This is a genomic window from Yersinia sp. 2553 StPb PI (assembly GCF_052217105.1).
In the GTDB taxonomy this organism is placed as follows: Bacteria; Pseudomonadota; Gammaproteobacteria; order Enterobacterales; family Enterobacteriaceae; genus Yersinia; species Yersinia enterocolitica_E.
Genome location: NZ_JAZGPX010000002.1, coordinates 927,505 through 941,397, shown reverse-complemented (window position 1 = coordinate 941,397; position 13,893 = coordinate 927,505). Strand labels below are relative to the sequence as shown.

The window sequence follows — 13,893 nt, the reverse complement described above, 5'->3', positions numbered from 1 at the left end:
TTTTCCACATTCCCTTTAAGGACTTGATCCAGGACAATTGCGCACTGCGACGGGGATCATAAAAAGGAACATGCATGAGTTTCAGAGGGCTGGTGATAGTGCTGTTTTGGTGGTTTTCAACCGCCCATGCCAATGATTGGACCATTGGCGTGCTGGCATTACGCGGTGATGCTCAGGCGCAAGCACATTGGCAACCGTTGGCCGATCGCCTTAATCAGCACTTGCCTGGGCAGCACTTTCAGTTATTACCCTTGGATTTAAATGCGATGAAAAGTGCGGTGCAGCAGAACCGAGTTGATTTTCTGCTGACCAATCCAGCGCAATATGTGCAAATTGATAACCACTATCCTCTGCGTTGGTTGGTCTCTTTGCGCTCCAATCATGAGCCAGACAGCACCAGCCGCAATGTGATCGGTAGTGTTATTCTGGTACGCGCTGACAGTGATATCCATAATCCCCAAGGATTGATTGGCAAACGTGTTGGTGCCGTCTCTCCCGATGCCTTTGGCGGTTACTTGTTGGGATACAAAGTGCTACGCGATGCGGGGCTGCAACCAGAACGGGATTTTCAATTGCATTTTTCTGGCTTCCCGGTGGATGCGTTAATTTATCTACTGCGTGATCGCGCTATCTCCGCGGCTATTGTGCCCACCTGCCTGCTGGAAGATATGCAGGCAGAAGGATTAGCGCATACCGCTGACTTTAAGCCGCTATTGGCGAAGAGAACCGCCATTCCATGCCTGAGCAGCAGCGAGTTATACCCAAATTGGTCGTTTGCCGCGTTATCACAGGTACCGGATGAATTAGCCGATAATGTTACGCGGATTTTGCTCAGCCCCGATGGGGACAAAACACCACAATGGGGTGCCCCCTCCTCCACCAGTCAGGTCGAAAGTTTATTACGTTCAATTAATCAACATCCCCAACAGCCGCAGTTCTGGCAACAGACTCTTGATTGGGCACAACAACATCGGCTGTTGATCGTCGCCATCGCGGTGATTCTGTTATTGCTCGCGGCCAATCATATCTGGGTGGCGTTTCTGGTGCGTCGTCGCAGCCAGCAATTGGAGCAACTTCACCAGCAACTTAGGGCTAGGGAAAGTGCGTTGGAACAAGCTCAGCGCCTGAGTATTCTCGGTGAGATGGCCGCGGGATTTGCTCATGAACTAAATCAGCCGCTCAGCGCTATTCAGCATTACGCCGATGGCTGCGCTATTCGCCTGCAACGGGAACAGGCTGATCACTCATTACTGCCCATTTTGAGTCAAATCAGTCATCAGGCCCAACGCGGGGCTGATACCATTGCTAACTTACGGCTGTGGGCAGGAAAACAGCCGGCCATGAACAGCTCTGCCGCCTGCCAACCATTACCTGCCTTGGTTAATCACCTCTGGCAGTTACTGGCAGCCACCAATCCAGCGCCGTGTTGCACGTTGCACACTGATATCGAGGCATCATTAGCGCTGCATTTACCGCCCACGCTGCTCGATCAGGTCTTGTGTAATCTGATCACTAACAGTTTGCAGGCCGGTGCCCACCAGTTATGGTTCAGTGCTTATCAGCAAGCCGATGTGGCAATATTAATTTTGCAAGATGATGCCGGTGGCCTGACGGCCGAACAGCTCAACCAGCCTTTGACCCCATTCCGTTCCACCAAAAGTGATGGCCTCGGTCTCGGCCTGGTCATTTGCCAGCGATTAATCTGTCGCCAGGGCGGAAATCTGGCACTACTTAACCACATGGCCGCCAATGATAAGATTGGACTACGCGTTACCCTGACACTGCCACTTAACCCAAGCGAGGAGCTTACTCTTGTCACTGATTCATCTACTTGATGACGATATTGCCGTCACCGACGCTTGCCGTTTTTTGCTGGAAAGCTTGGATTACAAAGTGAAGGTATGGCATGACGGTGAGCGTTTCCTGGCCCAGGCTGATTTATATCAATCTGGTGTATTACTGCTCGATATTCGTATGCCGCTGCTAGATGGTACGCAAGTCTATAACCAGATGCGCCAGCGAGGCAGCACGCTGGCCGTCATATTCCTTACCGCCCATGGAGAAGTGCCGCAGGCGGTTGAGCAGATGAAACTGGGGGCGGTTGATTTCTTACAAAAACCAGTCGCGACTGCGCCGCTGATTACCGCCTTACAACAGGGCTTCCAGCACACAGAGCAGTTGACAGCCCGCCGACAGGTACAACTGCGTTATGCCTCGCTGACGCCACGGGAACAGATGATTGCGCAATGGGTTATGCAGGGTTTGATTAATCGGGATATCGCCGACAAAGCTTGTGTGTCTGTCAGAACCGTAGAAGTGCATCGGGCTAAAGTGATGGAAAAGATGGCAGTTAACAGTCTGGCTGAGTTAGTCAGCTTACTGAATCCGTTCAAATAGCCAAATTCAATCATGGTTATTTAACCATCAGATAGGTGATTTAATCGGCGGGAACTTCAACCGAAAGGCATAAAAATGGCTTTTTGGTGCGGTCTGTTTTCCTGTAAGCCACTAAAAATGTCACAATAGGCTACCTTAAATGACAGATGAATACGTTGGTATGGATGACCGGCAACTGCCTATTGAGGTTCGCTAAAGAACCACATATCCGCTATCAAGAGTAAATAGTTAACTGTCCGACTGAATTACAATAACGCAGAGAACAGATATGCAAGTTCCTTCTTTTGAACGCTCACTGCTACACCCTCGTTATTGGCTGACCTGGCTTGGCCTCGGTATCCTCTACCTATTGGTGTTGCTCCCCTACCCAGTTATCTATGTCCTGGGCACCTCCCTTGGCCGCTTTTCTATGCGTTTTCTCAAACGGCGTAAACGGATAACACAGCGTAATCTCGAGTTGTGCTTTCCTGATATGCCACAGGCTGAACGCGATGAACTGCTGGTTAAGAACTTTGAATCAGTAGGGATGGGGTTATTTGAAACAGGCATGGCTTGGTTTTGGCCGAACTGGCGCATTGAGCGCTGGTGTAGCGTTAGTGGTCTAGAACACATTCAACAAGCGCGAGAGGAAGGCAAAGGGGTTTTATTGATCGGCTTGCATTTTCTTACGCTGGAACTGGGTGCCCGCATCTTCGGTATCTACAATCCGGGCATCGGTGTCTATCGCCCGCATGATAATAAAGCCATGGACTGGATGCAGACTTGGGGCCGGATGCGTTCAAATAAAGCCATGTTAGACCGCAAAGATCTGAAAGGAATGATCCGCAGCCTAAAACAAGGCGAAATTATCTGGTATGCGCCGGATCATGATTACGGTCCGCGCAGCAGCGTATTTGTGCCCTTGTTCGCTGTCGATCAAGCGGCAACCACCACTGGGACTTACCTGCTGGTACGTATGGGTAAACCGGCAATTATTCCTTTCACGCCGCGTCGTTTACCTAATGGCAAAGGTTATCAACTGCTGTTGCAACCCGCGGTAGAGAACTTCCCGTTAGATAATGAAGTGGCGGCGGCCGCGTTTATGAATAAAGTGATCGAAAAAGAGATTGCCCAAGCCACAGACCAATATATGTGGCTACACCGGCGTTTTAAGACCCGGCCAGAAGGCGCGCCTTCATTGTATGAATAGCATGACTTATTCAGAAATAGAATATTGCTAATGGTAATGAGAATTAATTTATATCAATTTTTTTGATACACTTCGTCAGATTTATCCGCTAGGCAAATAAGATTTATCTGACGATACTGAGAGTAATTAATCTTAGTTATTATCCGGTTATTTTCTTTTTTAATAAGGATATATATGCTCGCAACACTTAATCTCTGGTTCACTCGATTAACAGACCATCCTAACGGCGGCAAACTATTATTACGCCTAACGTTCGGTGTCTTGATGTTATTTCATGGTGTCGCCAAAATTCAGCATGGCACAAGTTGGATAGCCGCGTCTTTACAGGCGCAAGGCATCCCCAGTTTTGTCGCCTATGGCGTTTACATCGGCGAAATTGTCACCCCGATCCTGATTATTCTTGGTCTGTTTACCCGCCCTGCGGCGTTCGTTTACGCCGTTAACCTGCTGGTTGCAGTATTAATGGTCGGTACGGGGAAATTCTTTACCCTGACCCAAGTCGGTGCTTGGGGTTTGGAAAACGAAGCTATGTATTTCCTCGGTGGTGTCGCTATCATGCTACTGGGTAGTGGCCGTTATTCCGTGACTAAAAATGAAGCTTACCGCTAATCACTGGCGCTAAATAACAAATATCAGACTAACCACTTCGCCTTTGGCGGGGTGGTTTTTCCTGTTTTCTGTGCCAGCTGTAACATCATGCTAATGCCACAACTTCTGTGTTATTACCAAATAGAATAAGCATATCCATCCATTTCAAACCACCTTTCCATTTTATAAAAACTAATATTTATCTCATTGATGTCGCTGCACTATGAGCGCATACTTATCAGGCTAAGTATCTGCTTCTCGTGCTTTGCCGCCCCTTCAAACGCCCTACTGACGAATAAAGAGACGCAAAGCAATCACTTGCTTAATCGGTAATTTATGACCTCGGCGCCACAACCTGTTAACTGGAAAAGAAACCTATTTGTCACCTGGTTAGGCTGTTTTCTAACCGGTGCTGCATTTAGTTTGATCATGCCATTCTTGCCATTGTATGTGGAGGAGTTAGGCGTGAGCGGTCACCAGTCATTGAATATGTGGTCCGGTCTGGTATTCAGTATTACTTTTCTGTTTTCTGCCATTGCCGCCCCCTTCTGGGGGAGCCTGGCTGATCGTAAAGGGCGGAAAATCATGCTATTACGCTCAGCGTTAGGCATGGGGATCGTGATGGTTTTAATGGGTATGGCACAGAATATCTGGCAGTTTCTGGCATTACGTGCACTGCTGGGACTACTGGGTGGTTTTATTCCAAATGCCAATGCACTGATCGCCACTCAAGTACCGCGCAACAAGAGTGGCTGGGCTTTGGGGACGCTCTCAACCGGTGGAGTGAGCGGTGCATTAATCGGGCCACTGATCGGCGGGTTGTTAGCGGATAACTATGGCCTGAGACCGGTATTCTTTATTACCGCGGCGGTGTTGTTGCTCTGTTTTACTCTAACCTGGCTGTATGTCAGGGAGCAGTTTGCACCGGTACTGAAAAAAGACATGCTTAACGGGCGGCAAGTATTTAACTCCCTGAAGAACCCGAAGTTAATCCTGAGCCTGTTTGTCACCACCATGATAATCCAGATTGCTACTGGCTCAATTGCGCCGATCTTGACGCTGTATGTGCGCGAACTGGCCGGTGATATTCATAATTTGGCTTTCGTCAGCGGCATGATTGCGTCAGTCCCAGGGGTTGCTGCATTGATGAGCGCGCCGAGATTAGGAAAACTGGGTGATAGAATCGGCCCAGAGCGCATTCTGATTGCCATGCTGGCTCTGTCAGTGCTTATCCTGATCCCGATGGCTTTCGTGCAGACTCCATTGCAATTGGGTATTTTGCGCTTCTTGCTGGGGGCAACGGATGGTGCATTGCTCCCTGCGGTACAGACGTTACTGATTTATAACTGCACCAATCAAGTGGCTGGCCGGATTTTCAGTTATAACCAATCGTTTCGTGATGTCGGTAATGTCAGCGGCCCGCTACTCGGGGCTGCGGTTTCTGCCAGCTATGGTTTCCGCGCTGTATTCTGTGTAACTGCCTTGGTGGTGCTATTTAACGCGATCTATTCTTACTGGTGTTTACAGCGCCAGCCCTTAAAAGCACGGCAGCGTGAGGTTCAACAACAGCAAGATAGCTAAAGATTAGAGGGGTAACCCAACCGCCGGATACCAGCATAAACCATCCTAAGTCCCTAAACAAAAGCACGTATATTCCTGCTCTTTTCTGCCCGAATCCTCCTGAGATGCACTGACAAAGACCCCATCAAACGTTAATCCCTCGCCAAGTTGCTGTTTATTGTGTTTTTATGCGAAAATTTTTTATTTCAGCACTCTCTCATGTCAAAATAGCCATAACCTATTGATTTAACTTATTGATAAATAATATTAATAATAAGATTAAATAATGAAACTTAGTCCCTATCTTTTGTAGTGAAATGCACTCAAAGTCAGAAAGATAACCCTGATAAATGCGATGTGTATCGACTTTTCATCTAAAAATACGATATAACCCCGATAGGCAGCAAAAAATGACGTTATTATTGCGTTAAATTCTACTGTAACGAGTGTTAACCCTGATAACTGGCCGTAGTGCCAAAGGGGTGAACATTCGATGATGGCTTATTCGCCCGACTTTAACGGCGATTCTATGGGAAGACTTTATGCAAACCTCTGTTAACTCCGAAGGTGGCCGCACGTTCTTTGGCCATCCTTATCCGCTCAGCGGCCTGTTTCTTTCTGAAATGTGGGAGCGTTTCTCGTTCTACGGCATCCGCCCACTGTTAATTCTGTTTATGGCCGCCACTGTATTTGACGGTGGTATGGGCCTGCCTCGTGAGCAAGCCTCCGCTATCGTCGGGATTTTTGCCGGTAGCATGTATCTGGCAGCATTACCCGGTGGCTGGCTGGCTGATAACTGGCTCGGCCAGCAACGTGCAGTCTGGTATGGTTCTATCCTGATTGCACTGGGTCATCTGTCGATTGCGCTATCAGCGTTCTTCGGCAATGACATGTTCTTTATCGGTTTAGTGTTTATCGTGCTGGGTACCGGTCTGTTCAAGACCTGTATCTCAGTCATGGTCGGCACCCTGTATAAGCCAGGTGATGCCCGCCGCGACGGTGGTTTCTCTCTGTTCTATATGGGTATCAATATGGGGTCATTTATCGCGCCGCTACTGTCAGGTTGGTTGCTGCGATCCCACGGCTGGCACTGGGGTTTTGGTATCGGCGGTATTGGTATGCTGGTCGCACTGGTTATTTTCCGTGGTTTTGCTATCCCAGCGATGAAACGCTATGACGCAGAGGTCGGGCTAGACTCAAGCTGGAATAAACCGACCAATCAGCGTCAAGGGGTTGGCAAGTGGGTTGCAGGTATTATGGTGCTAGTGGCGGTGCTGATTACCCTGATATCACAAGGGGTTATCCCGATAAACCCAGTATTGATTGCCAGCTTATTGGTCTATGTTATTGCGGCCTCAGTAACACTCTATTTCGTTTATCTGTTTGCCTTTGCCAATATGAGCCGTAAAGATCGCGCTCGCCTATTGGTGTGCTTCATTCTGTTAGTGTCTGCGGCGTTCTTCTGGTCAGCCTTCGAGCAGAAACCAACCTCATTCAATCTGTTTGCCAATGATTACACTAACCGTATGGTTATGGGCTTTGAGATCCCAACAGTCTGGTTCCAATCAATCAATGCGCTGTTTATTATTCTGTTGGCACCGGTATTCAGTTGGGCTTGGCCTGCCCTGGCGAAGAAGAAAATTCAGCCCAGCAGTATCACCAAATTTGTCATTGGTATCTTATGCGCGGCGGCTGGTTTCGCCGTGATGATGTATGCCGCGCAGCATGTGCTTAGCAGTGGTGGTGCCGGTGTTTCGCCGCTGTGGCTGGTGATGAGTATCTTACTGCTGACGTTGGGTGAACTGTGCCTTAGCCCGATCGGTTTGGCCACCATGACCCTACTGGCACCAGACAGAATGCGCGGCCAGGTGATGGGCTTGTGGTTCTGCGCCAGTTCTCTGGGTAATCTGGCAGCAGGCCTGATTGGCGGACATGTTAAAGCTGACCAGCTTGATATGCTGCCGACACTGTTCGCCCGTTGCTCAATTGCATTGGTTATCTGTGCGGCAGTGTTAATATTGCTTATCGTACCGATTCGTCGGCTGATGAATAATACTCAGGGCCAACAAGCGGCCTGATGCATATACTGCAACCACTGTTCACGCAAACCCGCCCTTGTGGCGGGTTTTGTTTTACAACTGCCATTCCTGTTGCTGTAACACCACACGATAACCATCGCTATCTTCGAACGTTTTGCCGCTGACATCCCAATAAGGATTATAAGACGTGACCTCGCGAAAACCTGCCGCCGCCATCTGCTGGCACTGCACAACCCATTGCGCTTGATCCGGTATATAAAATACTAATAAGTTGTCCTGCGTCGGTGCCGCCCCTACCCGAACACCGCGATGATGAGTAAACTCTAAATGGTAAGTGTGATGTGGATGTCCGAGAATAACACCATCAAATCCCTGATGATCAGCAAAATGGCCCAGTTGGCTAAAGCCTAGCCCACGGCAGTACATCTCACTGATTAATTTAAGATTATCTGTGGGTCTGGCAACACGCATTATCGAGGTTTTCGGTAATACTGACGGCGGTTTACTTACGTGGGTATCGGGTAACCTCACTGCTTTTGATGGCATCGACTCTCTCCTGATAACACATTTGAACCTAGAGATTAAACATGAAAATAAGACCTGCGCAACCTGCAGACTACCTGACTATATTAGAGTTGCAGCGACAAAACACCCCAGAAAACTTAAGTCCAGAGCAGCGAAAGCAGGGTTTTATTGTGTCACAAATGGATGAAAAGCAACTGGATTCGATTAATCAGGATTTGGGGGTTCTGGTTGCAGTTGATGATGGGCTAGTCGCCGGCTTTGTCTGTTTGGCCCACACGCATAAACAACCACGACCACCGGTGGTTGATGCCATGCTGGAAGCCATAAGCCATAAGCCATCAACAGTATCAAGGCCAACCATTAGCACAATTGCGGGTATTTCTTTACGGGCCGGTGTGTATCGATAGCCGCTGGCGCGGCAAAGGGGTGCTTAAACAGCTGTTTAGCGCCGTTAAAAACCATACCTGTCATCAATTTGATGTAGGGGCCGCGTTTGTTAACAACAATAATCCACACTCATTGGCAGCCCATGTCAAAGGGTTACATATGACACCGATCAGTGAATTCGTTTGTCAGCAACAACACTACCAACTGCTGATTTTTGCTACCAACGAATGATGTTACTCATAAGGACCATGACGAGCATCGATTGGCAGCATAAAAGTATCAACTATCATTGACAGCGGAACGTCTATCACCGTGACATATTTCCATGGTCCCTCACGCATATCCCATTGCACGCCAGGATAGTATTGATGCCCATGGCCCTGCCCCGGCACCGTGCGGCTGATAATGCTGCCACAGCCGGACAACAACATAATACCGATCACCAGCATAACAATGCGGGCCATGCTGGTAGGGCAATGGGTCAGTTTAACGATGGGATTCACACAGTTACTCTTCAGGTTTAGCGCGATACACAGCTTATCATAGCGCCATGTAAACAACGGTTAAGACTCAATCTGGCTAATGTAAAACATAGAAAGTGTTAAAGCGTTAGTCCGTATTCACTAATACGCTATCACCGCTCAGACCGAATTATCACTAATAAAAAAACGGGCTATACATAATGTACGCCCGTTTTTACTCAATATTACCGTTACTTCATATCAGCGTTACTTCGCTGCTGGAAACGCCTTTATATTATGCGCGAGTTGGCGATAATACCCGTTCCAAATCTGATACTGCTCCGGCTGCTGCCAGACTTGCTGGTGCAAACGCGAAATCAATACCGGGTCACTGAGTAATTCCAGACGCTGTAATTTAGCCAATTTATCCGGCCCAGCCTCCAGCGCGAGTGTCAGCCGCTCGCCACGCACCTGCTCGATAATCGCACGGGTATGGTGGCGAGCTGTCGCCATCGCACTGGCCAGCGCGTTATACGATGGGTTCATCACCGCATGCAAGAAACCATTACTGAGCGCCCGCTGATGGTTAAGCTTCAGGTACTCTTCCGTCGCCAGCAATTCTCGTGGTGGATTATACTCTTCCGGGATCAAAAATAATTTAGCCCGTTTACTGGCCATCCCCAATGTCCGACGGCTGGAAACCACAGAGACTAGCGGTGACAGAATCAACGAAAATACAATCGGCGATAACCACCACAAGAAGCGCAGATCCAGCCAGGCCACGCCACCGGCCCAAACCAGACCCAGTAACAATTGCGAGCCGTGACGAACCATAGCTTCACTCCACGGCGTGGCATCATCATCACGTTGTGGTGAGTTCCATTGCACTGACCAACCGAGGAAGGCGCTGACCACAAACACGGTATGGAACAGCATCCGCACAGGGGCCAGTAACACGGAGAACAACATTTCAGCCAGCATCGACAGCAATAGACGCAGCGCCCCACCGTACTCTTTCGCCCCTTTTGCCCAGATCAAAATGATGCTGAGTAATTTTGGCAAGAACAGTAATACCAAAGTGGTGGAGAACAAGCCAATTGCCAGCTCGGGCCGCCACTGGGGCCAGACTGGGAACAGTTGACGCGGTTGCAGGAAATACTGCGGTTCCATCAAGGTATGCACCGCTTGCAAAGCAGTACACAGCACCAGGAACATAAACCACAACGGCGCAGACAGATATGACATCACACCGGTGAGGAACACAGCCCGGTGAACCGGATGCATGCCCTTAACCAGGAACAACCTGAAATTCATCAGATTACCGTGGCACCAACGGCGGTCTCGTTTTAGTTCATCAAGCAAATTAGGTGGCAGTTCTTCATAGCTACCCGGCAAATCATAAGCAATCCACACTCCCCAGCCGGCACGACGCATTAATGCCGCTTCCACAAAGTCATGCGACAAAATGGAACCTGCGAACGAACCTTCACCCGGCAATGGTGCCAGTGCACAATGCTCGATAAAAGGCTTAACCCGAATAATGGCATTGTGGCCCCAGTAATGGGATTCGCCTAACTGCCAGTAATGTAAACCAGCCGTAAACAGCGGACCATAGACTCGCGTGGCAAATTGCTGGATACGGGCATACAGCGTGTCCATACCTGAGGCTTTCGGCGCAGATTGGATAATCCCGGCATTTGGATTGGCTTCCATCAGCCGCACCAGCCCGGTCAAACACTCACCGCTCATCACGCTATCGGCATCCAGAATCACCATATAGCTGTACTGACTGCCCCAACGGCGGCAGAAGTCATCGATATTACCGCTTTTGCGTTTAACCCGACGGCGGCGGCGGCGGTAGAAAATGCGCCCATGCCCATCGACATCACGACACAGCTCCAGCCAGGCTTTCTGCTCTGCCACACAGATATCGGGGTCATAACTGTCACTCAGCACATAAATATCGAAGTGCTCAAGCTGACCCGTGGCGGCGACTGACTCATAAGTAGCACGTAGCCCCGCAAATACCCGCTCCACGTCCTCATTACAAATTGGCATAATCAGCGCGGTCCGGTGAGCTGGATTGAGCGCCTCATCTCCTTTGATAGTAGAGGATATGCTGTATTTATCTTTGCCAATCAGCAATTGCAGGAAGCCCATCAGCGCGGTCCAGAATCCGGCAGAGACCCAACAAAACAGCACGGCAAACAGAATCAGGATGCCGGTTTGTAGCAGGTAAGGCAGCAATTGCATTACCGAAACCTGCCAGTTTTGTTGCCAGATCTCAAAAGGATCGATTAACGCCCACCCCTGGTAGGGCAGAATGGTCTTCATATAACTGGTCGCAATGGTAGTTTGCAACACAATGAGTATCAGCAAAATATAGCGGCGCAGAGAACCTACGCTACGCCATTTCTTCTCGGCGATGGCCTGCTCATGGGTTTGTGCCCGTGACACCGGGTTACGACCCAATAATGAATCCCAAAAACGCCCCACCGGATTGGTCCGCCATGCCTGCGGTGCCATACTGGTGCGTTTGATGGGCGGCATCGCATTAATGATCGTGCGCCCTTCGCAATCTGACTCCAGTTGTTTCCCTTGCGCCAAGGCCTCCGGCCACGCCGCACGCAGACGGGCATTGACTGATGCTAACGCACTGTCTTCCTGGCTAAAAACTCCCGTTGGTGGCGCACTGGCCGCCAGTTGCTGATGCAAATGCTGCATCGCTTCAGGGGGGCTATCGAGTAATACATCTTCAGGTAGAGCATCACGCAGCGCCCCTTGCTGCTGAGCAGTCAGGGGCAAGTCCGCAATATAATCCTGTACAGGAGATTGATTTGACTTATTCATCGGCAGGTAGCTGATAGCTCCAGGTTTCAGTCAGGGTTTTATCACCGTTAACCAGCGCAGCACGCATTTCTATCGGTTTTTTTGCGTCCTTAACTTTCAGCCGCAATGTTAAACGCCAGCCCTTAGTAACCGGGTTGTAGCGCACACTGTTCTCGATCAATTCACCGTTGTCGTCGATACTGACCTGTGAAGCTAGCGGTGTATTTTCATCAAGTGATTTCAACACTGGACCGACAAAATCAACCAGGAATGCCACACTGCCATCAGGCTGACGAATCAGATTCGACTGTTTCACATCACCGGTTGAACGTAAGGTCTGTTTGACATAGGCCACGTCCGGCGAATGCAATTTCTCTTCATCGCGCGTGAAGTGCAGGCGGTAATTCAGATCAAGTGATGTTTTTGCATCCGGCAACACGTCTGGTGACCAGAAGGCCACGATATTGTCGTTGGTTTCATCCGCCGTTGGAATTTCCACCAGCTCAACTTTACCTTTGCCCCAATCACCACGCGGTTCAACCCAGGCACTCGGACGCAAATCGTAGCGGTCGTCTAAATCTTCATACTGCGAGAATTCACGACCCCGTTGTAGCAAACCAAACCCTTTTGGATTTTCCACCGTATAGGTGCTGACCGACAGGTGTTTTGGATTATTCAGTGGTCGCCAAATCCATTCACCATTACCCGCATGAATAGAAAGACCATTGGAATCATGTAATGCCGGACGATAGTTCAACACTGCTGACGGCTGGCTTGGCCCAAACAGGAACATGCTGGTTAATGGTGCAATACCCAGCTTCTCAACCTTGTCGCGCAGGAAGACTTTGGCCTGTACATCAATAGTGGTGTCGCGCCCCGGATAAATGACGAAACGGTAAGCACCGGTGGCACGAGGTGAGTCCAGCAGAGCATAGATAACCAGATGTTTGTCATTTGGTTTAGGCCGCTCAATCCAGAACTCACGAAAACGTGGGAACTCCTCGCCAGAGGCCAATGCAGTATCAATGGCCAGCCCGCGTGCAGAAAGGCCATAAACCTGACCTTTACCAATCACACGAAAATAGCTGGCACCAAGCATACTTACGATTTCGTCTTTCTTATCCGCTTTATTGATCGGATAAAGCACTTTAAAACCAGCAAAACCTAAGTTCTTCACTGACTCGGCATCATGCTTGACCGAACCAAAGTTAAAATAGTCAGGGCTATAATTGATGGGTTTAACACTGGTCGCAGTAACTTCGTTGATCTGCACTGGTGTGTCGAAGTACATGCCTTGGTGATAGAACTCTAACTTAAATGGCGTATCCAGTTTGGTCCAATACGATTTGTCATGGTTAAACTGAATCTGCTGATAGTCGGCAAATTTCATTTCGCGAAATTGCGATGGAAGGTTACTTTTTGGTGCCTCGAAGCTTTTACCCGCCAATGTCTGTGCCTGTTTAGCCACATCATCTAACGAGAAAGCCATTGCCTGAGAAGTGAATAATGACAGCAAGAGAGTTACCCCCAGCCATCTGACGCTGTTCGCGCGTGACCCTTTAGACATTCTATTAACGTTTGAAAAAATATTAACTCGCACATCTCCCCCTGTTCGGGTGCTTAAATCATCACAGCCAAATTATTGACGGTTTATCCCACATACCGTACAGATAAATTCAGGTTAGCGTAAATGCCTGAGTTATGCTGACGGTTGATTGTTTAAACCCGTGGCTAAGCCACAAGACTATCTTGCCCAGCTAAAATACGCTATGGAAAATTATTAGCCCTTATAGTAGTGTTTCTCGCCTTACTGATCCATTGAATAACGTATATTGTTATCAATAAACGTTTACTATAAAAACAACTCCGTGGGTAAAACCGGCGCGTTATTCTAATTCCGATAACAAATAGTGAATAA

At 48.9% G+C, this 13,893-nt stretch carries 10 protein-coding genes and 1 pseudogene; 7 read left to right on the top strand and 4 right to left on the bottom strand.

Annotated features, from left to right (window positions below; genetic code table 11):
• Positions 1–74 precede the first annotated feature (74 nt).
• The 6 genes from ttrS to V2A84_RS05500 all read left to right on the top strand — a co-directional run bounded on the left by ttrS (position 75) and on the right by V2A84_RS05500 (position 7,812).
• Positions 75–1,835, top strand: a complete 1,761-nt coding sequence (ttrS, locus tag V2A84_RS05525) for a tetrathionate respiration histidine kinase TtrS (protein ID WP_083158506.1) — start codon at positions 75–77, stop codon at positions 1,833–1,835.
• Complete coding sequence (ttrR, locus tag V2A84_RS05520) at positions 1,813–2,397, top strand: tetrathionate respiration response regulator TtrR (protein WP_083158505.1); 585 nt, start codon at positions 1,813–1,815, stop codon at positions 2,395–2,397. The genes ttrS and ttrR overlap by 23 nt, the downstream gene beginning before the upstream one ends.
• 268 nt (positions 2,398–2,665) lie before the next feature.
• On the top strand, positions 2,666–3,586 hold the full coding sequence (locus V2A84_RS05515; RefSeq protein WP_083158504.1) for a Kdo(2)-lipid IV(A) acyltransferase: 921 nt from the start codon (positions 2,666–2,668) through the stop codon (positions 3,584–3,586).
• Positions 3,587–3,760: 174 nt separating this feature from the next.
• Positions 3,761–4,195: a DoxX family protein gene (locus V2A84_RS05510; protein ID WP_083158503.1), complete on the top strand. Its 435-nt coding sequence runs from the start codon at positions 3,761–3,763 to the stop codon at positions 4,193–4,195.
• Between the two features lie 315 nt (positions 4,196–4,510).
• Positions 4,511–5,755 (top strand): multidrug efflux MFS transporter MdtG, encoded by a 1,245-nt coding sequence (mdtG, locus tag V2A84_RS05505; RefSeq protein WP_442848647.1) that lies wholly within the window; start codon positions 4,511–4,513, stop codon positions 5,753–5,755.
• Between the two features lie 521 nt (positions 5,756–6,276).
• The gene (locus V2A84_RS05500; protein ID WP_083158501.1) at positions 6,277–7,812 is read left to right on the top strand and encodes a peptide MFS transporter; all 1,536 of its coding nucleotides are present in this window, start codon (positions 6,277–6,279) and stop codon (positions 7,810–7,812) included.
• A 54-nt stretch (positions 7,813–7,866) separates the two neighbouring features.
• On the opposite strand, the gene V2A84_RS05495 is transcribed toward V2A84_RS05500, so the two are convergent.
• Positions 7,867–8,244, bottom strand: a complete 378-nt coding sequence (locus V2A84_RS05495; RefSeq protein WP_442849114.1) for a VOC family protein — start codon at positions 8,242–8,244, stop codon at positions 7,867–7,869.
• Between the two features lie 116 nt (positions 8,245–8,360).
• Between V2A84_RS05495 and V2A84_RS05490 the strand changes: the two are divergent.
• Positions 8,361–8,916: pseudogene (locus tag V2A84_RS05490) on the top strand (GNAT family N-acetyltransferase).
• Positions 8,917–8,918: 2 nt separating this feature from the next.
• Here V2A84_RS05490 and V2A84_RS05485 read toward each other — a convergent pair.
• The 3 genes from V2A84_RS05485 to V2A84_RS05475 all read right to left on the bottom strand — a co-directional run bounded on the left by V2A84_RS05485 (position 8,919) and on the right by V2A84_RS05475 (position 13,542).
• Positions 8,919–9,149 (bottom strand): YceK/YidQ family lipoprotein, encoded by a 231-nt coding sequence (locus tag V2A84_RS05485; RefSeq protein ID WP_083163564.1) that lies wholly within the window; start codon positions 9,147–9,149, stop codon positions 8,919–8,921.
• 264 nt (positions 9,150–9,413) lie between these two features.
• Positions 9,414–11,996, bottom strand: a complete 2,583-nt coding sequence (gene mdoH / locus V2A84_RS05480; RefSeq protein ID WP_372569299.1) for a glucans biosynthesis glucosyltransferase MdoH — start codon at positions 11,994–11,996, stop codon at positions 9,414–9,416.
• The gene (locus tag V2A84_RS05475; protein WP_083158497.1) at positions 11,989–13,542 is read right to left on the bottom strand and encodes a glucan biosynthesis protein G; all 1,554 of its coding nucleotides are present in this window, start codon (positions 13,540–13,542) and stop codon (positions 11,989–11,991) included. Before V2A84_RS05475 ends, mdoH begins: the two co-directional genes overlap by 8 nt.
• Positions 13,543–13,893 lie beyond the last annotated feature (351 nt).